This is a genomic window from Bradyrhizobium sp. 159, from assembly GCF_023073795.1.
Lineage (GTDB): Bacteria > Pseudomonadota > Alphaproteobacteria > Rhizobiales > Xanthobacteraceae > Bradyrhizobium.
In genome coordinates this window covers 261,743-282,435 of the sequence record NZ_JADPKE010000088.1, presented here as the reverse complement: position 1 = coordinate 282,435, position 20,693 = coordinate 261,743, and the positions used below count along the sequence as shown (strand labels likewise).

The window sequence follows — 20,693 nt, the reverse complement described above, 5'->3', positions numbered from 1 at the left end:
GTTCGGTAAGTTGCTTAATTCTGCGGACGTCGGCGACTGGCATCTAGCTTGCATACACTTTGGCTGTGATGCGCATGCAGCCCAACGCCCAATTTGACCGCCAGCCTGTTCCTGACGGCTTCGGTCCGATCGCCATCCAGCTGTCCGAGGCCGCCGTGACCTTCGGGCGCGGCGACCGGGCCGTGTCCGCGCTGTCGAAGACGACGCTCCGGATCGCCGACGGCGAGTTTGTCGCGCTGGTCGGCCCGTCGGGATGCGGCAAATCGACCATCTTACGTCTCGTCAGCGGCCTGGTGCAGCCGACCAGCGGCGTCGTCATCGTCGGCGGCCGCGAGGTGGCAGCGCGGGCGATGCGGGTCGGCATGGCTTTCCAGAATCCGACCATGCTTCCGTGGATGACGATCGAGCGAAACATCATGCTGCCGCTGAAGATCGTCGAGCCGTTCCGCTCCAACTTCCGCAAGCTGCGCAAGACCCAATTCCGCGACAAGGCCAACGCGCTGCTGGAGCAGGTCGGCCTCAAAGGCTTCGGCAATCATTATCCCTGGCAGCTCTCCGGCGGCATGCTCCAGCGCGCCAATCTCTGCCGCGCGCTGATCCACGAGCCGCGCATGCTGCTGCTGGATGAGCCCTTCGGCGCACTCGACCAGTTCACCCGCGAGGAGCTGTGGACGATCCTCCAGAATCTCTGGATGACGCGCAAGCCGACAGTACTGCTGGTCACGCACGATTTGCGCGAAGCCGGCTTTCTTGCGAGCCGCATCTGCGTGATGAGCGCGCGTCCCGGCCGCATCCTCGACGACAGCCGGGTCGAATTCGCGCGGCCGCGCACGGTCGCCATGACCTTCGAGCCGGATTTCGTCGCGTTGAACCAGAAGCTGCGCGCCTTCATCGAGGATGCGCGCAGCGCGGCTGAGCAGGGGGCAGGCTGATGTTCGGGATCGATGTCAGGCAGAAGGCGTGGTCGGCGGGACTGATCGTGCTGTTCTTCGTCGCCTGGGAGCTGTTCTGCCTGATGACCGGCATGTCCGACCTGGTGCTGCCGCGGCCCTCGCAGGTGTTCGTGACCCTGTTTCAGCGTTTCCCGGTGCTGTGGCCGCACATCGTGCAGACGCTGGCCACCACCATGTTCGGCTTCGTCCTCGGCGTTGCGCTCGGTGTCGCCCTCGGCGCCGTCATCGGCGTCTCCAAGACGGCCTATGACACCTGCTATCCGCTCCTGATCGGCTTCTCCTCGATCCCCAAGGTCGCGGTGGTGCCGATCTTCGTGCTGTGGTTCGGCTCCGGCACGGTGCCCGCGGTGCTGACCGCGCTGTCGATTTGCTTTTTCCCGATCGTTGTCAACATTGCCACGGGTCTGGCAACCACCGAGCCCGAGCTCGAGGACGTCCTGAAGGCGCTCGGCGCCAGCAAGTTCGACATTCTCTGGAACGTCGGTCTGCCCCGGACCATGCCGTTCTTCTTCGCATCGCTGAAAGTCGCGATCTCCTACGCCTTCGTCGGCGCGGTTCTGTCGGAGACGGTCGCCTCCAACCGCGGCATAGGCAACGTCATGATGACCGCGTCCTCCAATTTCAACGTGCCGCTGGTGTTCGCCGGGCTGTTCGTGCTCGCCGGGCTCGGCGTCGCGCTCTACGCCGTGTTCTCGCTGATTGAAGGGCGGGTCACCGGCTGGGCCACGCGCAAGAACGACGTGATCGCCACCTGATTTTCAAATCGTCACGCAACGGAGCTTGAGGAGATCTCGATGTTGAGAAACGTAATTGTCGCGCTGCTGGGATTGGCCCTATCCGCTGGCGTCGCCATGGCCGAAGACACCACGATCAAGTTCACGCTGGGCTGGAAGACGCAAGGCAGCGACGCCGCGTTCTTCTACGCCAAGGACAACGGTTACTTCAAAGAGGAAGGCCTCAACGTCGTCATCGACCAGGGCGAGGGCTCCGGTGCCACCGTCACGCGTGTCATGTCGGGCGCCTATGACGCGGGCTTCGGCGACGTCAACGCCATCATCCAGAACGCCTCGACCAAGCCGCAGGAGGCGCCGATCATGGTCTACATGATGTGGAACCAGCCGCCGTTCGCGATCGTCGCCAAGAAGTCAAGCGGCATCAACACCATCAAGGATTTCGAGGGCCGCACGCTCGGAGGCGCGCAGGGCACGCCGACGACGCGGCTGCTGCCGGTATTCACCCGCAAGAACGGGCTCGATGGCGAGAAGATCAAGATTTCCAATATGGCGCCGAACCTCCAGGAGCCGATGCTGATCAAGGGCGATATCGACGCAGCGCTCGTCTTCAATATCACCAGCTACTTCAACCTCGTGCTCAACCGCCAGGACCCGGACAAGGATTTCAAGTGGTTCTCCTTCGGTGAGTACGGCCTCGATCTCTATTCCAACGGCGTGATGGTGTCGCGCAAGCTGATCGCCTCGAATCCGAAGGCTGTCGCGAGCCTCGTGCGAGCCATCAACAAAGGCGCGATCGCGGTGGCCAAGGACCAGAACGGCGGCATGAAGGCGGCGCTCAACTACGACAATCTCATCAATGCGGATGTCGAGAAGCGCCGGCTGCAATATTCGTTCGAGAAGCTGATCGTGTCGCCGGAGATGAAGGAGATCGGCATCGGCGACATCAAGGATGACCGCATGACGCGCGCCATCGCCATCGTGGTCGAGGGTTACCAACTCGCCCGCGCGCCGACGCCGGCAGAGGTGTTCTCACGCGAATTCCTGCCGCCGCGCGCGGAGCGGGAGTTGGTGTACACGGCCAACTGATCCTTGGAGAGACGGTGATGGCCGCGGAAATCTCGGCGTCCAGCCTGTTCCGTGGTCCTGACCGCGGCGTTGGCGACAATGTCGTGCTCCGGCACGACGGTGGGACGATCACGGATGTCTCGGAAGGAGCGGGGACCGCCAGGGGCCGGCGCTCCTTCGTCATTCCCGCCTTCGTCAACGCCCACGACCACGCCCGCGCCACTGCGTCATCCTTCGGCGCCGTCGGCATGCCTCTGGAAAGCTGGATCCTGCGGACTGCACTCGGCACGCCGGTCGACCCATATTTGGCCGCGGCGTCCGCATTGGCTCGGTCGGCCAAGGCGGGCTGCGCGGCCGTGATGGTGCATTACACCCGTCCGAGCGGCATGATGCCCCTGCTGGACGAAGCCAAGGCCATTGCAAGAGCGGCGTCCGACGTCGGCATCCGCATTGCTTTTGCGATGGCGGTGCGCGACCAGAACCCGATCGTCTATGGCGATGCCGAACCGGTGCTCTCGGGTCTCTCCAAGGACGGTCGCAAGACCATCGAAGATATCTTCGTCCGCGCACCGATGTCACCGCGGGCCTATATCGAGCTGACCGACGCGATTGCCGCTGCCATCGCCGGCCCCATGGTCGACGTCCAGCTCGGGCCCGCCGGCGTGCAATGGTGCTCGAAGCCGCTGCTGGAAGCGGTGGCGGAAAGCTCGGCGCGGACCGGCCGTCGCATCCATATGCATCTCCTGGAAACCGTGTACCAGCGCGCCTGGGTTGATCAGCACTTCCCGGATATGGTGAGCTGGCTGCGCGACATTGGCTTTCTCTCGGAACGGCTGACGCTGGCGCATTGCATCTACGCCCGGCCGGATGAGCTGGAGATGATCGCGGCGGCCGGCGCGCGCATTGTCACCAATTTCAGCTCGAACATGCATCTGCGCTCGGGGCTCGCGCCGATTGCCGCCGCCCATAAATGCGGCTGCGCCATTGCGGTCGGCGTCGACGGGCTGGCGCTGGACGAGGATGACGATATTCTACGTGAGATGCGGCTGGTGCAGATGGTTCATGGCGGCCTCGGGTTCAAGCAGACTTGGACAGCGGCCGAGATGTTTGCTCTCGCCATTCGCAACGGCCGCCGCGCGACCGGTGCGCCCGGAAGTGGCGAGTTGGCCGCCGGCAATCCCGCCGACTACGTCGTGGTTGATCTCGACCGGCTCGACCGTGACCAGATCATGCCCGTCGATCCCATGGTACTGCTGTTTGCACGAGGCAACGCGTCGCTCGTCAATGAGGTCGTCGTCGCCGGCAGGACGATCGTGAGGGATGGCGCCTGCGCCGGCGTCGATCTGCCGGTGATCGAAGACGAACTGCGGGGCATGTATCGCGCCAATCTCGGAAAGTTCGCGAACTTCCAGCGGACGTGGCTGCCGTTGTCGGAGCGACTGTCCGGCTGGTTCGAGCAGCAGCTCACCTGCGGGTAAAGGGGGCATGACGCTTTCCTGGCGCTGCGGTACATCGAAAAGCGCGATAGCTGGTAGACGGCACCTGATCTGGTGATCGTTCCAGCTCTGGGCTATCACCTTGTATGATTGCGCGCCGGCGCGATGATCTCTTGAGGAGCCCCCGATGCGTCTACCGACTATTCTCCTGGCCGTCACATGTGTTGCAGCCGCAGCTTCAGCCGAAGACCTGTCGGGCACGCTCCAGAAGATCAAGGAGACGAAGAAGATCACGCTGGGCTATCAGGAGGCCTCGGTCCCGTTCAGCTATCTCGACGGCAACCAGAAGCCGGTCGGCTTTGCCATGGATATCTGTCTCAGGATCGTCGACGCCGCGAAACGGGAGCTCGGCATGCCCGACATCGCCATCGACACTCTCGCGGTGACGTCGTCGAATCGGATTCCGCTGATGGTGAACGGCACGCTCGATCTGCATTGTTCGGCGACCACCAACAATGCCGATCGCCAGAAACAGGTCGCCTTCACCAACACGCATTTCCTCAGCGCGACGCGGTTCGCGGCGAAGAAAGCCGCGAAGATCAACACCATCGACGATCTCAAGGGCAAGGCCGTCACCGCAGTGGCCGGATCGGTCAACCTGACGCAGCTCGCCAAGGTCAATACCGAGCGCAATCTCGGCATCAACGTGATGCCGGCCAAGGACCAGGCCGAGGCCTTCCTGCTGCTGGAGACCGACCGCGCCCAGGCCTACGCACTCGATGACGTGCAGCTCGCGGTTGCGATTGCGCGTTCGAAGGAGCCGCAGCTCTACATGATCAGCGAGGAGGCGTTCTCGAAGCCGGAGCCTTACGGGATCATGCTGCGGCGGGAGGATGCGCCGTTTAAGGCACTCGCCGATCGCGCCACCGCGGAGCTTTATGCAAGCCCCGAGATCGAGGTGCTCTACAAGAAATGGCTGCAATCGCCAACGCCACCGAACGGACTCAACTACAACGTTCCGATGTCACCGGCCTTGCGCAACGCGTTCAAAAGGCCGAGCTCGAGCGCCGATCCTGATGTTTATGTGGTGAACTGAGGCGAGGGCAGCTTTCACCTCTCCCGTAAGAAGAGGTGAAGACAGTGCGCCTGGCTGAGGATCAGCTCGCCAGCGAGCGCTGATATATCGCGACGTTCCGCGACGGTGGAGGTATTGGACTAACGCAGCGAGCAGATGGATCACGCTTGGCTTGGGGAAAACCAGCAACAAGCGTTTCAATGCCAAATGGTAGGGCTAATCCTGATTGGCGTATGTGAGTCGGAGAAGCTGTATGGGCGTTTGGTTTTTAGTCCTAGCAGCCTGCGTCGTCGGCACGTTGCTCCTTTTGGCATTCTGCCGATAGGGCCGACAGCGGATGCACTTGTTGCTGCGAGGCATCAGCGAGCCGCTGAATAGCGGTTCCAGGCCCGATCGCTTTTGACTGTGCATGGATGAGCGCGTTCACTTCCGGGATTGGAGGCGGACGTGAGTTGGTTGTTTGCGTTTCTCATTGCGGCGAGCGCAGTCGTTCTGATCGCTCATGCGATTGATGCGATGCGTTCCTGATATTCGCGGCGGTTCGGGTCGCTTGCTATGCAAGCGACGAGTGTCAATTCGAGGAACTTGACCTGTAGGTCAAGGTTGTCACAGCGGGAGGAATACGATCATGCTTGCATTCTATCTGCCGATTATAATCTTCGGAGCGATACTCGAAGGAATTTCGAAGCAGCGCGCATCTGCATCCATCCAGGAACCGCCAAGCGTCGATTAGACTGCGATCCCAATGCGTAGACCTTCGGTGCGCGCCAGCGGCTTCAGCTCCTCGACGGCTAGACCTTCCACGGTCCAAGTTCTTCGGCCTCGCGATAGAAGCGCTCCTCGTTCGGATAGATGTGCCGGTCCATGAAGCTCTCGAGCTTGCGATTGAGCTCGACGGCTTTTGGCGACATCGGGTAGAGCATCTTTCGTCTCCTTGATCGGTGGACGTCGGCTGGATCAGCCGATTTCGAGATAATCGGGCCCCGGAAGCTTGGGGAAAGGCGCGGTCGGCAACGTCTGGTACCAGAACGCGACCGAGGCGATGTCATCCTGCAATGGCAGGTATTTCGCCTCCGTGACGCCCGGCAGCCAGCCGAGCGCCTGGATGGTCACGCGCAGGTCGGAGCGGAAGCGCACGGGATCGGGGATGTGCCAGCGATATAGGCCGAAGCGCTGTTGCGACTTGTAGACACCGTCGGGGCGGATCACCTGCGGCAGGCCGGCATAGGGCGTCGTGAACTCCTGGTAGCGCGATCGCTGCGCCGGTCCTTGGCCGGAATGGGCGACATAGGGATCGAAATTGTAGGCGCCGCAGAAATAGTCCTCAGTGCCGGTGCCGCAAATCGTCGGGAATGCGCTGTCGCCGTCGATGTAGAATTTGATCTCGCCTTCGCCCCACCAGCCATTGTTGTTGACGCCCCAGGCCATGTAGGTGCCGACGTAATGGCCGGCGCCGCTGATGCCGTCGAGGATGGTATAGACTTCCTTGTACGGCAGCGGATTGGTGCGCCTGAACTGGGCATGGAAATAGGCGCAATCCTCGGGGACGTCGGTCAGGGTGTAGTTGATCTGGTAGTAGGCGGTGAGCTGCTCCTCGCTGCGGTTCTCCAGCGTGACGCGCGCGCGCCTGCGGAACGGCATCTCCCAGTAGCAGTTGAAGGCGCGCCCGGGATTGACGCAGACAGCGAGCGAGGACACCTGCGCAAACTCTTCCCATCCGCAGGCGAAGAAATCGCCGGCTGGGCATTCGACGCTCGGCAGCGTTTGATCATCCCAATATACGCGCAGGATCGAGTGACGCAGGCGTCCGCGCGCCAGCGTCATCCAGATCTGCTGGACTGCGCCCTGGCCTTCGATGTCGGCCAGCGTGAAGGTCGCGCCGGGCTCGATGACGACGTAGGGCGAGACCTTCCAGCCCTGGCCGAGATCGCGGGCCTGACGCGCAGCGGGGCCGTCGACGGACATGCCGCCCTTACCCTTCTCGCCGGTAAAGTTCTCGGGGCTGATTGAGCGCGTCTGCGCATGCGACAGCCGCGAGAGATTGCCGAGATGCAGGCCCAATCCGGAAAACGCCATGGGATCCTCGATGAGGGGTTAGCGACACCCGGATATATCGCCTGCGGATTAACCAAAAGGTGAAGACCGCGCACGGAATGAACCCAGGCCTGATCGGCCATCGGTTCAAGCGACGCGGTATTCCCTGAACTTTTCGCGCAGCGCGGATTTGAGCACCTTGCCGGTGCCGGTCATCGGGAATTCGTCCAAAAATTCGACCGCGTCCGGCAGGCACCAGCTCGCAATCTTGGGGCGCATGTGGTCGAGCAGGGCCTTGCCGTCGACGGTCGCGCCCTTCTTGCGGACGACGAGGAGCAGGGGACGCTCCTGCCACTTCTCGTGCGATATCGCCACCACGGCGGCCTGAAGCACATCGGGATGAGACAAGGCGACGTCCTCGAGCTGGATTGAGGAGATCCATTCGCCGCCGGACTTGATCACGTCTTTGGAGCGATCGGTCAACGTGACGTGGCCTTGACTGTCGATCACCGCCATGTCGCCAGTGATCAGCCAGCCGTCGCGGTCGAGGCCTTCGTCGAGCTTCATGTAGCCGGAGGCGACCCAGGGGCCGCGAGCGCGCAGATGGCCGACAGTCTTGCCGTCGCGCGGCAATTCATTTCCGGCATCATCGACGATGCGCAAGGTGGTGCCGAAGCAGGCGCGGCCGGACACCTGGCGCCGGTCGAACTTCTGCTTGTCGCTGAGGTGCTCCGAGCCCGGCCGCAGGCCCGGCATCGAGCAGCCCAAGGCCTCGGTCATGCCCCAGGCCTGGACGTAGTCGATATTGTAGTCGCGCTTGAGCTTCTCGACCATCGCGCGCGGCGGCGCCGAACCCGACGATAACGTTGCGCGCAGCGTCGAGAATTTGTTGCCGGTGCGCCCGAGCCAGTCGAGCAGGATCAGCCAGAAGCTCGGCACGCCCGCCGACAGCGTCACCTTCTCGCCTTCGAGCAACTCATAGAGCTTGTCGGGCTCGTAATTGCGGCCGGGCAGCACCAGCTTGGAGCCGGTATAGGGCGCGGTGAACGGCATGTTCCAGCCGTTGCCGTGAAACAGCGGCGCCATCGGCATCATCACCTCGCGCACGCCTTCGACATGGCCCGGCAGGAAGTCGAAACTGCAGCAGGTCATGGTCTGCAAGATCGCGGCGCGGTGCGAATAGATCACGCCCTTGGGATTACCGGTCGTGCCCGACGTGTAGCAGATGGTGGAGGCGGACTTTTCGTCGAACTCGGGCCAGGCGAAGCTGGCTTCGTTCTCCTTGTCCAGAAGCTCTTCATAGCAACGGAGGTTCGGCAGCTTCGTCTCCGGCATCCGTTCGCGCGAGGACATCACGACGTAGGCCTCGATCGTCGATAGTTGCGGCGCGATCGCCTCGACGATCGGCAGCGTGGCACGGTCGATGAACAGCAGGCGGTCTTCGGCGTGATTGATGATGTAAACGAGCTGTTCCGGAAACAGCCGCGGGTTGACGGTGTGCAGCACATAGCCCATGCCCGGAGCGGCATAGAACATCTCGAAATGGCGGTGCGTGTTCCAGGCCAGCGTGCCGACGCGGTCGCCCTTCTTCATGCCGAGCCGCTTCAAGCCCAGCGCCATGCGCTTGATGCGCGGATGGGCATCAGCATAGGTGTAACGATGGATGTCGCCTTCGATCTCGCGCGCGACGATCTCGGCCTCGCCGTGGTAGTCGGCGGCATACTGGATCAGGCCGCTGATCAGGAGCGGCATGTCCATCATCAACCCCTGCATGGTCTCCTCCACAGCCACGTCGTTGCATGGCCTACGCTTGTGATTGCGCGCGAGGTTAACGGAACGCCGCGCGACGTTCACGCAAAAAAGAAGGCGCGTGATTGCATGCCGCACTTTTTCAGGGCTAACTTCAAGCGAACGGCCGGCGAAGTGGTGTTTGCCGTGGAGGAGACGAATGTCAGCGGAAAAACACAAGACCGGTGCGGCGAAGGAATCTAGCGTCGATATCTCCGCCCTCCGTGCGCGCTATCGCGACGAGCGCGACCGCCGTTTGCGCAGCGAAGGCAAGGCACAATATGTCGAGGTGACCGGCGATTTCGCTCGCTATCTCGACGATCCCTGGGCCGATCCCTGCCTCACACGCGCACCTGTCAGCGAAGCGACCGAAGTTCTCGTCGTCGGTGGCGGCTTCGGCGGCCTCTTGTGCGGTGCGCGCCTTCGCGAGGCCGGCGTTGACGATTTCCGGATCGTGGAAAAGGCCGCCGATTTCGGCGGCACCTGGTACTGGAATCGCTACCCCGGAGCTGCTTGCGATACCGAAAGCTACATCTACCTGCCGCTCCTGGAGGAGACCGGCTACATGCCGGTGCGCAAATACGCGCGCGCTCCGGAGATCTACGAGCACTCCCGCCGCATCGGTCGTCATTTTGATCTCTACGCGCGTGCGCTGTTTCAGACGATCATCTCACGGATGGAATGGCAGGAGCAGGAGGCGCGCTGGCTGGTCGAGACTGATCGTGGCGATCGCATCTGCGCGCGCTTCGTCATTCTCGCCGGCGGTCCGCTGAGCCGGCCGAAGCTGCCCGGCATTCCCGGCATCGAGACGTTCAAAGGCCACAGCTTTCACACCAGCCGCTGGGACTACGCGTATACTGGCGGCACTGCAGAGGGCGATCTCACCGGCCTCGCTGACAAGCGCGTCGGGATCATCGGCACCGGCGCAACCGCCGTGCAATGCGTGCCGCATCTCGGGCGCTCGGCAAAGGCGCTTTACGTTTTCCAGCGCACACCGTCCGCTATCGGCGTTCGCGACGACCGTCCGACGGATCAAGCCTGGGCGCAAAGCCTCAAGCCCGGCTGGCAGCGCGAGCGCATGGACAATTTCACCGCGGTCATCTCCGGCGAACCGGTCGAACGGGATCTGGTCCAGGACGGTTGGACCGGGCTGCTCGGCGAGATCCTGCTGGCGCCGCGCCGCCAGCCCCAGCCGGTGACCTCGCTGGAAGAGGCACTCAGGGTGATCGAGCAGGCCGACTACCGCAAGATGGAGGAGATCCGCGCCCGCGTCGATACGATCGTGCAGGATGAGGCGGCCGCGGCGGCGCTCAAACCCTGGTACAAGGCATTCTGCAAGCGGCCGTGCTTCCACGACGAATATCTCGACACCTTCAACCGTCCCAACGTGCATCTCGTCGACACCAAAGGGCAGGGCGTCGAGTGCATCACCGAGAATGCGGTCGTGGTCGACGGTAAGGCCTACGAGCTCGATTGCCTGATCTATGCCAGCGGCTTCGAAGTCGGCACTGATTACGCCCGCCGCATGGGTTTTGAGGTCTATGGCCGCGATGGCGTCAGCCTGTCCGAGCGCTGGCGCGACGGCGTCAAGACGCTGCACGGCTTCTATAGCCGCGGCTTCCCGAATTGTTTCCTGATCGTCACGGTGCAGGCCGGTCAGAGCGCCAATTTTCCGCACATCATCGACGAGCAGTCGCAGCACATTGCCTATGTGATCGCAGAAGTGCGCAGGCGCAAGGCGCGAACCCTGGAGCCGACGCTCGCCGCCGAGAAGGCCTGGGTCGACGAAGTCGTCAAGGCCGCGCTCGGCCGGCAGACCTATCTCGCCGAATGCACGCCCGGCTACTACAATAATGAAGGCGTGTTCGATCCGATCGCGGCAAGAAACAGCCAATATTGGCGCGGGCCGGTGGCATTCCTGCGGCTGCTCGACACATGGCGGAAGGAGGGTAATCTGGCCGGGCTGGACTTGTCCTATGATCGCGCCATGGAGTCGGCGCCTCCGAGCGGGTAAGATTGCGCCGCAGATCGGTACAGGACGGGAGATAGTGGATATGATCAGGGGCAGGGCTGTTGCGGGGGCGGCTTTTGGCGCGATGGTGCTGCTTGGTTGCCTGGCACCTACGGTCGAGGCTGCGCAATGCGGCAGCTCGCCGGCGGGCTTCGAGGCCTGGAAGCGCGAGTTCAGTCAGGAGGCGCAGGGCAAAGGCATTGGCCCCACCGCGCTTTCGGCCTTAATGCAGACCAATTATGCCAGCGCCACCATCGCCGCCGATCGCGGCCAGCGCAGCTTTTCCCTGACGCTCGACCAGTTCCTTGCCAAGCGCGGCGCCGCCACCATCGTTGCCAAAGGCAGGCAGCTCAAGCAGTCGCAGGCCGCCTTGTTCGCCTCGATCCAGCAGCGCTACGGGGTGCCGCCCGGGCCGCTGATCGCGATCTGGGGCATGGAGACCGGTTTCGGCAGCCAGCGCGGCAACCAGAACATGCTGTCGTCGATCGCGACCCTCGCCTACGACTGCCGCCGTCCCGAATTCTTCACCGACCAGCTGTATGCCGCCTTGAAGCTGATCGACCGCGGCACGCTTTCGGGATCGACCCGGGGCTCCATGCATGGCGAGGTCGGCCAGACCCAGTTCATGCCCAAGAACATCCTGGCCTATGGCACCGGCAATCTCGAGGTGGCTGCCAACGCACTGAATTCGACGGCGAATTTCCTCAAAGCCCATGGTTGGCGCGCAGGAGCCGGTTACCAGCCGGGCGAGCCGAACTTCGCCGCCATCGAGGCTTGGAATGCTGCCGGCGTCTATCAGAAAGCGATCGCGCTGATGGGCCGGCAGATCGATGAGGGAGGAGGGGCGGCAGCATTGCGCTAAGCCGTTCAGCAAGGCGTGATGCGTCGATGCGAGAAAGTTGTTGCCATCAGGAACTGAGGGCACGAGGTTTGCTTTGATCAGGTTCAGGGGTGGGCATGAGGAGACTCAATATGGCAACCCAGATCGTGATGGACCAGACCGGCGATACACGCCACGAGTTTGATCCTGGCAATGCCGAAGCGCTGGCGCGAGCCGAACGGCGCTTTCGGGAGCTGACCGGAGCCGGCTTCACTGCGGCGCTGCGAACCGGGCCCGGCGAGGTCACCCGTATCAGATCGTTCGACCCGACCGCGGAAGAAACGCTATTCTATCCGCGCCTGGTTGGCGGTTGATCTGAGCTGCTCATGATTGCGGCAGTTTGGCTCCGCGCGCCGGCGCGTGCGCGTCTGCATGCGCTGCGTGAACTCTATCGGCGCTTCTTCGGCGAGAACACGCCGGATGCCCGTGGCCGCCGGCTGCTCTCCGAATGGCTATCGCCCGCACAATGCGCGCAATTCGAGGAGCACCGGTATTTCGACGTCGTCGGCTGCGACACCGGCAAGACCTATCGCATTCATTACGGCACTGCCGCCAACGTCCACGAAATCGACGGTGAAGGCCGAGCGACCATGGGGTGGTGCTTCGTCCCGTCAGGCTTCCTCGTCCCCGGCGACGTGATGCTGGCGCAGAAGATCGCCCTTGAGACCGACGAAAGGGGAGCGCTTGCGCTCGCCAATCGGTTTCCGCCGGCAACGCATTCGGAGCACTTCTACCGGCGCCCATTCTAGCGCCGGAAGGACATGGATGCGCCTGATGCTCACCTCTCCCCAACGCGGCGAGGTGAAGTAAGCTTGACGATGTCGGTCAGGAGTGCGTGGTGCGGTAGGCATCCAGCGCATGCGCAGCGAAGACGCCAACACTGCAAAGGGCAAGCAGGGCAGAGATCAGCTCGATCATAGCACGTCCTCCCCCAGCGGCTGGGCGACGAGATTCTGGCAGCATGAATATTCGTAGATCAGGTCGAAGAGGAATTGCATGGTGGCCGTCCCTGTATTTATTTTGACAACCACTTAACCGGCCATCTGTTTCAGGCATGTTTCGTCGCATCGGGAAAGGGGTTTCGCCGGGAACCCCCGGGGCCGGTTTGTGCGCTGCGGTCCCGCTATTGCTCAAGCCTTTGAACCGTGACTTCGCAGGCGGTGCATCAGATTGCGAGGCAAAATCATGGCGCAGGTCGAATGGTTCGACGATCTCTCGGTCGGAATGCGGTTCAGATCACCGGAGGTCGAGGTCACCGAGGCCGACATCAAGCGGTTCGCTGCCGAATTTGATCCGCAGCCGATGCATCTCGACCACGAGGCCGCCAAGGAGACCCTGTTCAGGGGGCTCGCTGCCTCGGGATGGCACACCGCCGCAATTGCCATGAATCTTGCGATCCAGACCCGACCTTTTGGTCCGCATCCGCTCATCGGCGCGGGCGTCGATGGCCTGCGCTGGACGATTCCGGTGCGGCCCAATGACCGCCTCCATCTGGTCGGGGAGGTCATGAACCTGACGCCTTCGAAGTCGAAGCCGCAGGGCATCGCGTTGGTGAAGTGGACGATGTTCAATCAGAACGATGAGGAGGTTTACACCTTCACCCCGATCGCGATCGTGCCGCGGCGGAGCTGAGGCCGCCGGCGTCACCATTGACCTCACGCCGCGCCGGAGATGCTTCCGGGCGGCCGGCAGAGGTGGTCACCTCGGCCCCGGGGAAGAGCTGGAGGCAGAGATGAAACGGTTCCTTTTCGCAACTAGCTTGCTCGCGGGTGCCTTGAGCACCGGCGCGGCGCCCGCGCAACAATCCAGGGCGGGCGACTGGACCATCGAGAAGCGTACGCAGGATACCCATTGCAACGCGAGCCGGGGCTACAAGGATAAGGACGACGAGGACCGCGACTACGTCATCGTGATCACCTATTCCGACAAGGCTCGTGATCGTCATGATCTACGACGGCTGGGAATGGGACAAAATCGGCGAGATCCTCCGGGCCGACGTCGGCACCGATGACGCCGACATCATGAAGAAGGCGAAGTGGGAGGTCATGGACAAGACCACCGTGCGCGGCATCTTCGAATACGATCAGTCGATCATGGACCGGCTGTCGAAGGCCAAGCGTCCCGCGCTCGATTTCGAGGACGATGAGGATGACAGCATCGAGATGCAGATCCCGCGGGCCGGCGAAGCGCTGGCGGCGTTGAAGTTCTGCGAGGAGAACAGGAAGTAGAGACCTGATACCGGCAAAGAGCCGGCGAGCCTGCTGATGATGGCGTGCAGCATCGGCGTGCAGGCCACCCATTTGTGGGCGCTCCGGCGCAATATTCGGTCGGCGAAGGTCTTCGTCGACTTGGCGATCAGCCTGCCGGCCTGGTTCGCGGGATCTGGGCTCGGTGTGATCGCGTCCACCGCGTCAACGAGACGGTCTTTCGCAAGACCGTGCTCGTTCTGTTGCTGGTATCGGGGATTTCCTTGATCTAGTGCCCCAAACCCTGAACCGGTGCCGCGCTGGTGTCGCTGCCGTGATGCGTCAGCGGCTTCATGCCGGTGACGGTGCGTAGCAGCACATAGAACACCGGCGTCAGGAACAGGCCGAACACGGTGACGCCGATCATGCCGGAGAACACGGCAACGCCCATGGCGCGCCGCATCTCCGAGCCCGCGCCGGTGGAGAGCACCAGTGGCAGCACACCCATGATGAACGCCATCGACGTCATCAGGATCGGGCGCAGCCGTAGCCGGCTCGCCTCGATCGCGGCGCGGAGCGGCGTGCGGCCTGCGAACTCGAGCTCGCGCGCGAATTCGACGATCAGGATCGCGTTCTTGGCCGAGAGGCCCACGAGGACGATCAGGCCGATCTGGGTGAAGACGTTGTTGTCGCCCTTCGAAATCCAGACCCCGAACATCGCGGCCAGCAGGCCCATCGGCACGATCATGATGATCGAGAGCGGCAAGGTCAGGCTCTCATAGAGTGCGGCCAGCACCAGGAACACGAGCAGAATGGCCAGCGGAAACACCCAGACGCCGGAATTGCCGGCGATGAACTCCTGATAAGTCAGATCGGTCCATTCGAAGGCAAAGCCCGGCGGCAGCACTTCCGCGGCGATCCGCGTCGCCGCCTCCTGCGCCTGGCCGGAGGAGAAGCCGGGAGCGGCGGCCGCATTGATGTCGGAGGACAGGAAGCCGTTGTAGCGGATCGCGCGCTCCGGCCCCGCGCTCTGGCGGATCGTGAGCAGCGCCGACAACGGCACCATGTCGCCCGAGGACGAGCGCACCTTCAACTGCCTGATGTCGTCGGCGCGAGCGCGGAACGGCGCGTCAGCCTGCACGCGGACGGAATAAGTGCGGCCGAACTTGTTGAAGTCATTGACGTAGTAGGAACCGAGGTAAATCTGAAGCGTGTTGAACACCTCCGTCACGGGCACGCCCAATTGGAGCGCCTTGGTGCGGTCGATGTCGGCGAACAGCTGGGGCACGTTGACCTGGAAGCTCGAGAACACGCCGGCGATCTCCGGGGCCTTCTGCATCGCCGCCATGAACGCCTTGGTCGCCTCGTTCAGCGCCTCATAGCCGAGACCGGCACGGTCCTCGATCTGGAGCTTGAAGCCGCCGATGGTGCCGAGACCATTGACCGGCGGCGGCGGGAACATGGCGATAAAGGCTTCCTGAATCCCCGCATATTTCTTGTTCAGATCGGCCGCGATGGCGGGGCCGCTGAGCGAAGGGTCCTTGCGCTCGTCGAACGGCTTGAGGGTCGAGAACACGATGCCGGCATTGGAAGAGTTGGTGAAGCCGGAGATCGACAGGCCCGGGAAGGCGACCGAGCTCTCGACACCGGGCTGGGTCAGCGCGATGTCACTCATCTTGCGGATCACCTCTTCGGTGCGGTCGAGGGTGGCACCATCGGGCAGGCGGGCGAAGCCAACCAGATATTGCTTGTCCTGGCCCGGCACGAAGCCGCTCGGCACCTGCTGAAACAAGAGGGCGGTGAGGCCGACCAGGACCACGTAGAGGCCCATCACCGCGGCCTTGCCCGAGATCACTCTGGTGACGCTGCCGCTGTAATTCTCCGAGGAGCGCGTAAAACCCTTGTTGAAGCCGCGGAAGAACCAGCCGAGCGTCTTTTCGAGGATCAGCGTCAGCTTGTCTTTCGGTTCGTTATGGCCTTTCAGCAGCAGCGCCGACAAGGCCGGGGACAGTGTCAGCGAGTTGACCGCGGAGATCACGGTCGAGATCGCGATCGTCAACGCGAACTGCTTGTAGAACTGCCCGGTCAGGCCGGAGATGAAGGCGAGCGGCACGAACACCGCGACCAGCACCAGCGCGATCGCGATGATCGGGCCGGAGACCTCACGCATCGCCTGATAGGTGGCATCGCGCGGCGATAGCCCCGCCTCGATATTGCGCTCGACGTTCTCGACCACGACGATGGCGTCGTCGACGACGATGCCGATCGCGAGCACCAGGCCAAACAGGCTGAGCGCGTTGATGGAGAAGCCGAACACATGCATCACTGCGAATGTGCCGACGATCGACACCGGCACGGCCAGAAGCGGGATGATCGAGGCGCGCCAAGTCTGGAGGAACAGGATCACGACCAGCACCACCAGCGCAATGGCCTCCAGCAGCGTGTGGATGACCGCTTCGATCGACGAGCGCACGAACTGGGTCGGGTCGTAGACGATCTGATAGGACACGCCCTCGGGCATGTTCTTCTTGATCTCGGCCATGGTGGCGCGGACGTGGTCGGAGATCTCAAGCGCGTTGGAGCCCGGCGCCTGGAAGATCGGGATCGCGACCGCCTGCTTGTTGTCGAGCAGCGAGCGCAGCCCGTATTCGGACGCGCCAAGCTCGATGCGAGCGACGTCGCGTAAGCGCACCACTTCACCACGCGCGCCAGTCTTGACCACGATGTCGCCGAACTGTTCTTCGTTCGCGAGCCGCCCTTCGGCATTGACGGAGAGCTGGAGATCGATGCCCTTGACGTTCGGGGAGGAGCCGACGACGCCGGCGGCGGCTTCGACGTTCTGCGCCTGGATCGCCCTCACGATGTCGCTCGCAGTCAGGCCATGCTCGGCGGCCTTCTGCGGATCGACCCAGACCCGCATCGAATAATCGCCGGCACCATAGAGCTGCACGTCGCCAACGCCGTCAATCCGCGCGAGCCGGTCCTTGACGTTGAGCACCGCGTAGTTGCGCAAATACGTCATGTCGTAGCGGCCGTTCGGCGACAGCAGGTGCACGACCATGGTGAGGTCGGGCGACGATTTCTTGGTGATGATGCCGAGCTGGCGCACGACGGCGGGCAGGCGCGGTTCGGCCTGCTGCACGCGGTTCTGCACCAGCTGCGTTGCCTTGTCGGGGTCGGTGCCGAGGCGGAACGTCACCGTCAGCGTCATCGCGCCGTCAGTGGTCGCCTGGCTCGACATGTAGAGCATGTTCTCGACGCCGTTGATCTGCTCCTCGATCGGCGTCGCCACCGTCTCCGCGATCACCTTGGGGTTGGCGCCGGGATAGGTCGCGCGTACCACGACGGACGGGGGCACGACATCGGGATATTCCGAGATCGGCATCGCGAACAGCGAGATCAGGCCGGCAAGGAAGATCAGGACCGACAGCACGCCGGCAAAAATAGGACGATCGATGAAGAATTTTGAAAGATTCATGGCTTTGCCCCTGGGCAATGTCTTCCCGCGTCTCCGACCCCCTCCGCCGTCATTCCGGGGCGCGAGCGAAGCCCGCGATCCCGGAATCTGAAGGTGAGATGGTCGGAGTTTCAAAATGTCGAGATTCTCAGGTGCGCGCGTGCGCACCGTAGTTCGTGCTACGCGCACCCCGGAATGACAGACACTAGCGTTGCACCACGTCCTGGTTGCTGTGGTTGGATGCCTGCTGCGGCCCTCGCGCGCCCATCGCTGCCACCTCCGTCTTGAGCAGGGCGCCGGGACGCACGCGCTGCAAGCCATTGACGACGACGCGGTCGCCGGGCTTCAGGCCCGAGGTGACGACGCGGAGCCCATCGACGGCGCCGCCGAGCGTGACCGGCCGGTAGACCGCGCGGCTGTCGTCACCGACCGCCATCACGAACTTCTTGTCCTGGTCGGTGCCGATCGCGCGCTCGTCGATCATGACCAGCGTCTGCTGCTTCGGTTGCCCCATGCGCACTCGGGCGAACTGGCCGGGGATGAGACGGCCGTCCTCGTTGGGGAAAACCGCGCGGACGCGGATGGTGCCGCTCTGACCGTTGACCTGGTTGTCGATCAGCTGGATGTGGCCCTTCGCCGAGAGGCCGCCGGAGGTCGTCATCTCCACCGGGATCTGGTCGAGCTTGCCGCGTTGGCCGGAGCCGTCTGCAATGGAATTCAGCGCGCGCAGCACCACCTCTTCGTCCGCGTCGAACGAGGCGTAGATCGGATTGACCGAGACCAGCGAGGTCAGCACGGGAGAGGCGGTGCCGGCGGCGACGAGATTGCCGACCGTGACCTCGATCTTGCCGACGCGGCCGTCCACAGGCGCGCGCACCTCGGTGTAGCCGAGATTGAGCTTTGCGGTCTGCAGCGTTGCCTCGGCCGCCTTCACGTTGGCAATCGCTTCACGACTGGCATTCTCGCGCTGGTCGTAGTCGCGCCGCGTCACCACGGCGTTGCCGACCAGCTGCGCGCCGCGCTCGAGCTCGCTCTGGGTAAAGACAACGCGCGCCTTGGCGGCTTCGAGCTGGGCGTTGGCCTTGTCGACCTCCGCCGCGTAAGGCGCCGGATCAATCTTGAACAGCACGTCGCCGGCCTTCACCAACGCACCTTCCGTGAAATTGGTCGACAGGATCGCCCCCGCGACGCGGGGGCGCAGCTCGACTCGGTGGATGGCCTCCAGCCGGCCGGAGAAATCGTCCCACAGCACAGTTTGCCGCGGCTCGATCATCGCGACGGTGACGGAAACGGCTTGTTCGGCTGCGGCCGCCGGTGCGGTCGCTTGCGCCGCGTGAAAGTAGCGGCCGGTCGCGATCGAGCCGGCGGCGGCGAGGGCGCCTACGATGGCGACGCCACCGAGGAGGCGGCGGAAACGGCCGGTGCGGGCGGTATTTTGGGAGGGGTGCATTTGCGCGCTCCAGATATGTAGTGTTCACTACAGATGTGGAGCTGGATGCCGCAGTGCAAGATACTTATGTATCATTCACGAAGAAAATTGTACGTCGATACCGCGACGATTGGAAGACACAAGAAAAAGAAAGCCAGAACAACTAGCTAAGATCAGGCGTTAGGTCACTACAGGGCGCCAATTCCGAGGAGACAGGCACATGGGCATGGGACGCCCCCGCGAATTCGACGCCGAGACGGCGTTGGATCAGGCGATGGAAGTGTTTTGGCGCCATGGTTATGAGGGCGCGACCATTGCCCAGCTCACCGAGGCCATGGGCATCAATCCGCCGAGTCTCTACGCCTGCTTCGGCAACAAGGAAGGCCTGCTGAAGGCCGCGCTCGACCGCTACACCAAATTGCGCGCCGTCTGGATGGACGAGGTGGTCGCGGCACCCACCGCCCGCGCCGTCGCCGAGCGGATGCTGATGGGCATCGCCGACAAGCAGACCGATCCGGCGAATCCGCCCGGCTGCCTGCTGGTGCAAGGCGGCATCGCCTGCGGTACGGGCTCCGAGAACGTCCCGTTCGAGCTCGCCGCCCGCCGCGCCCAGAACGAAGACCAGCTCCACGACCGCTTTGTTCGCGCCAAAGCCGAAGGTGATCTGAAGGAAAGCGCCGATCCCGCCGCGCTCGCGCGCTACGTCTCCGCCGTCGCGGTCGGCATGGGCGTGATGGCGTCCTCGGGCGCGGAACGCGAGGCGCTGCGGCAGGTGGCAAGTGTCGCCGTACAGGCGGTCGAGGCGCAGTCGGAGCGAGAGTAGAGGCGAGCGGGACGGCTCTGTGGTGAACGTCGATCTGTCCGCGCGACAGCGAGCGAGATTGCAGAACGGCCACTTAGCTCAGGTCGTGTAGGTCCTTTCCAAGCGGCGGTGTCAGATGAAACGTCGAGAATACGACTTCTAGCCCTGCCCGTTCCGGTGTGCAGGCCATGGGCCCCACAAGATAGGAGCTCGCTGCCGGAAACGGTGCTAGCCGCATCAGAGGCCAGTACTTGCCGTCGGCCGAAACTTGCAAACGAAGGACGCCGTTGGCGACGGTCGCGCGCACCCAAAAATCGCCAGCATCATGCTCATAGGATGCCGTGGCCCAGTCCGATCGCTCGTTGGTTAACACGCTCGCGAGCATGGCGCGGTCGTCCGAGAGTTCGATCCCGGCCTTGACCCAATGCTCCGCGTCGACGCGCACCATGATGCCCGCCTGATCGTAGAGCGCCTGGAAGTCGCCCTGAACGCGTAAACTGGCGGTGAATGCTTCGCCGGTTGGAAAGCCCAGGAAATGCCCGCTGTCGCGATTAAAGCCATAGTGGGTCTCGCGCCAGAAGTCGGTGCCTTTGTCAGTGATGATCTTTAGGCTCTCGCCCTCAGCCGTCCATCGTTCCGGTTCATTCAGCCACACACCGTCGGTTCTGCGGAGAGTCATCTCTAACCTCGATTGCCGACGCCTGCCGGACTCAATCCATCTGCCGGACAAGCGTGGCGTTGTGCAAACCGAGATCGAGCGCGGATTAAATGCGCTGCCTCGCGTCTTCGACAATTGACCTGATGTCGAAGCGCGCGCGTTCGAAGCGGCGATGCCTTCCGAAA

At 63.2% G+C, this 20,693-nt stretch carries 17 protein-coding genes and 1 pseudogene; 12 read left to right on the top strand and 6 right to left on the bottom strand.

Features of this window, described 5'->3' with window-relative positions:
• The first annotated feature begins 74 nt into the window (after positions 1–74).
• From IVA96_RS26525 to IVA96_RS26505, 5 genes are all read left to right on the top strand, one after another.
• The gene (locus IVA96_RS26525) at positions 75–932 is read left to right on the top strand and encodes an ABC transporter ATP-binding protein (RefSeq protein WP_247420224.1); all 858 of its coding nucleotides are present in this window, start codon (positions 75–77) and stop codon (positions 930–932) included.
• Entirely contained in the window at positions 932–1,708 is a 777-nt protein-coding gene (locus tag IVA96_RS26520; RefSeq protein WP_247276874.1) for an ABC transporter permease, read from the top strand. Before IVA96_RS26525 ends, IVA96_RS26520 begins: the two co-directional genes overlap by 1 nt.
• Before the next feature lie 39 nt (positions 1,709–1,747).
• Positions 1,748–2,773, top strand: coding sequence for an ABC transporter substrate-binding protein (locus IVA96_RS26515; protein ID WP_247276875.1), 1,026 nt, complete (start codon positions 1,748–1,750; stop codon positions 2,771–2,773).
• A gap of 17 nt (positions 2,774–2,790) precedes the next feature.
• The gene (locus IVA96_RS26510; RefSeq protein WP_247420221.1) at positions 2,791–4,230 is read left to right on the top strand and encodes an amidohydrolase family protein; all 1,440 of its coding nucleotides are present in this window, start codon (positions 2,791–2,793) and stop codon (positions 4,228–4,230) included.
• Positions 4,231–4,375: 145 nt separating this feature from the next.
• The gene (locus tag IVA96_RS26505) at positions 4,376–5,284 is read left to right on the top strand and encodes an amino acid ABC transporter substrate-binding protein (protein ID WP_247276877.1); all 909 of its coding nucleotides are present in this window, start codon (positions 4,376–4,378) and stop codon (positions 5,282–5,284) included.
• A gap of 770 nt (positions 5,285–6,054) precedes the next feature.
• On the opposite strand, the gene IVA96_RS35660 is transcribed toward IVA96_RS26505, so the two are convergent.
• From IVA96_RS35660 to IVA96_RS26495, 3 genes are all read right to left on the bottom strand, one after another.
• Complete coding sequence (locus IVA96_RS35660) at positions 6,055–6,186, bottom strand: hypothetical protein (protein WP_256464572.1); 132 nt, start codon at positions 6,184–6,186, stop codon at positions 6,055–6,057.
• 34 nt (positions 6,187–6,220) lie between these two features.
• Entirely contained in the window at positions 6,221–7,339 is a 1,119-nt protein-coding gene (locus tag IVA96_RS26500; RefSeq protein ID WP_247276878.1) for a glycoside hydrolase family 172 protein, read from the bottom strand.
• Between the two features lie 105 nt (positions 7,340–7,444).
• Positions 7,445–9,070: a long-chain fatty acid--CoA ligase gene (locus tag IVA96_RS26495; protein WP_247276879.1), complete on the bottom strand. Its 1,626-nt coding sequence runs from the start codon at positions 9,068–9,070 to the stop codon at positions 7,445–7,447.
• Between the two features lie 175 nt (positions 9,071–9,245).
• Here IVA96_RS26495 and IVA96_RS26490 point away from each other — a divergent pair, with 175 nt between their 5' ends.
• The 6 genes and pseudogenes from IVA96_RS26490 to IVA96_RS35915 all read left to right on the top strand — a co-directional run bounded on the left by IVA96_RS26490 (position 9,246) and on the right by IVA96_RS35915 (position 14,204).
• Positions 9,246–11,099 (top strand): NAD(P)/FAD-dependent oxidoreductase, encoded by a 1,854-nt coding sequence (locus IVA96_RS26490; RefSeq protein WP_247420217.1) that lies wholly within the window; start codon positions 9,246–9,248, stop codon positions 11,097–11,099.
• Between the two features lie 40 nt (positions 11,100–11,139).
• Positions 11,140–11,958, top strand: coding sequence for a lytic murein transglycosylase (locus tag IVA96_RS26485; RefSeq protein ID WP_247276881.1), 819 nt, complete (start codon positions 11,140–11,142; stop codon positions 11,956–11,958).
• 110 nt (positions 11,959–12,068) lie between these two features.
• Complete coding sequence (locus IVA96_RS26480) at positions 12,069–12,290, top strand: hypothetical protein (protein WP_091888574.1); 222 nt, start codon at positions 12,069–12,071, stop codon at positions 12,288–12,290.
• Between the two features lie 12 nt (positions 12,291–12,302).
• On the top strand, positions 12,303–12,725 hold the full coding sequence (locus IVA96_RS26475) for a hypothetical protein (protein ID WP_247276882.1): 423 nt from the start codon (positions 12,303–12,305) through the stop codon (positions 12,723–12,725).
• A 436-nt stretch (positions 12,726–13,161) separates the two neighbouring features.
• Complete coding sequence (locus IVA96_RS26470) at positions 13,162–13,608, top strand: MaoC family dehydratase (RefSeq protein WP_247420213.1); 447 nt, start codon at positions 13,162–13,164, stop codon at positions 13,606–13,608.
• A 100-nt stretch (positions 13,609–13,708) separates the two neighbouring features.
• Positions 13,709–14,204: pseudogene (locus tag IVA96_RS35915) on the top strand (hypothetical protein).
• A gap of 247 nt (positions 14,205–14,451) precedes the next feature.
• Here IVA96_RS35915 and IVA96_RS26460 read toward each other — a convergent pair.
• Together IVA96_RS26460 and IVA96_RS26455 are read right to left on the bottom strand one after the other, a co-directional pair.
• Positions 14,452–17,640 carry a multidrug efflux RND transporter permease subunit gene (locus IVA96_RS26460; protein WP_247420207.1) on the bottom strand — a complete coding sequence of 1,063 codons (3,189 nt, stop codon included), beginning with the start codon at positions 17,638–17,640 and terminating at the stop codon, positions 14,452–14,454.
• A 184-nt stretch (positions 17,641–17,824) separates the two neighbouring features.
• A complete protein-coding gene (locus IVA96_RS26455; RefSeq protein WP_247420204.1) occupies positions 17,825–19,069 on the bottom strand; it encodes an efflux RND transporter periplasmic adaptor subunit in 1,245 nt (414 codons plus the stop codon).
• A 199-nt stretch (positions 19,070–19,268) separates the two neighbouring features.
• Here IVA96_RS26455 and IVA96_RS26450 point away from each other — a divergent pair, with 199 nt between their 5' ends.
• A complete protein-coding gene (locus IVA96_RS26450; RefSeq protein ID WP_247420201.1) occupies positions 19,269–19,871 on the top strand; it encodes a TetR/AcrR family transcriptional regulator in 603 nt (200 codons plus the stop codon).
• Between the two features lie 73 nt (positions 19,872–19,944).
• Here the strand turns inward: IVA96_RS26450 and IVA96_RS26445 are convergent, their stop codons facing one another.
• A complete protein-coding gene (locus IVA96_RS26445) occupies positions 19,945–20,529 on the bottom strand; it encodes a DUF1349 domain-containing protein (protein WP_247276975.1) in 585 nt (194 codons plus the stop codon).
• Positions 20,530–20,693 lie beyond the last annotated feature (164 nt).

Bases quoted from the DNA above. Each gene is read 5' to 3' on its own strand.
- IVA96_RS26460 (WP_247420207.1), bottom strand. From the start codon at position 17,640: ATGAATCTTTCAAAATTCTTCATCGATCGTCCTATTTTTGCCGGCGTG.
- IVA96_RS26480 (WP_091888574.1), top strand. From the start codon at position 12,069: ATGGCAACCCAGATCGTGATGGACCAGACCGGCGATACACGCCACGAG.
- IVA96_RS26500 (WP_247276878.1), bottom strand. From the start codon at position 7,339: ATGGCGTTTTCCGGATTGGGCCTGCATCTCGGCAATCTCTCGCGGCTG.
- IVA96_RS26525 (WP_247420224.1), top strand. From the start codon at position 75: ATGCAGCCCAACGCCCAATTTGACCGCCAGCCTGTTCCTGACGGCTTC.
- IVA96_RS26455 (WP_247420204.1), bottom strand. From the start codon at position 19,069: ATGCACCCCTCCCAAAATACCGCCCGCACCGGCCGTTTCCGCCGCCTC.
- IVA96_RS26495 (WP_247276879.1), bottom strand. From the start codon at position 9,070: ATGCAGGGGTTGATGATGGACATGCCGCTCCTGATCAGCGGCCTGATC.
- IVA96_RS26475 (WP_247276882.1), top strand. From the start codon at position 12,303: ATGATTGCGGCAGTTTGGCTCCGCGCGCCGGCGCGTGCGCGTCTGCAT.
- IVA96_RS26445 (WP_247276975.1), bottom strand. From the start codon at position 20,529: ATGACTCTCCGCAGAACCGACGGTGTGTGGCTGAATGAACCGGAACGA.
- IVA96_RS26520 (WP_247276874.1), top strand. From the start codon at position 932: ATGTTCGGGATCGATGTCAGGCAGAAGGCGTGGTCGGCGGGACTGATC.
- IVA96_RS26505 (WP_247276877.1), top strand. From the start codon at position 4,376: ATGCGTCTACCGACTATTCTCCTGGCCGTCACATGTGTTGCAGCCGCA.
- IVA96_RS26490 (WP_247420217.1), top strand. From the start codon at position 9,246: ATGTCAGCGGAAAAACACAAGACCGGTGCGGCGAAGGAATCTAGCGTC.
- IVA96_RS26485 (WP_247276881.1), top strand. From the start codon at position 11,140: ATGATCAGGGGCAGGGCTGTTGCGGGGGCGGCTTTTGGCGCGATGGTG.
- IVA96_RS26510 (WP_247420221.1), top strand. From the start codon at position 2,791: ATGGCCGCGGAAATCTCGGCGTCCAGCCTGTTCCGTGGTCCTGACCGC.
- IVA96_RS35660 (WP_256464572.1), bottom strand. From the start codon at position 6,186: ATGCTCTACCCGATGTCGCCAAAAGCCGTCGAGCTCAATCGCAAGCTC.
- IVA96_RS26470 (WP_247420213.1), top strand. From the start codon at position 13,162: ATGGCGCAGGTCGAATGGTTCGACGATCTCTCGGTCGGAATGCGGTTC.
- IVA96_RS26515 (WP_247276875.1), top strand. From the start codon at position 1,748: ATGTTGAGAAACGTAATTGTCGCGCTGCTGGGATTGGCCCTATCCGCT.
- IVA96_RS26450 (WP_247420201.1), top strand. From the start codon at position 19,269: ATGGGCATGGGACGCCCCCGCGAATTCGACGCCGAGACGGCGTTGGAT.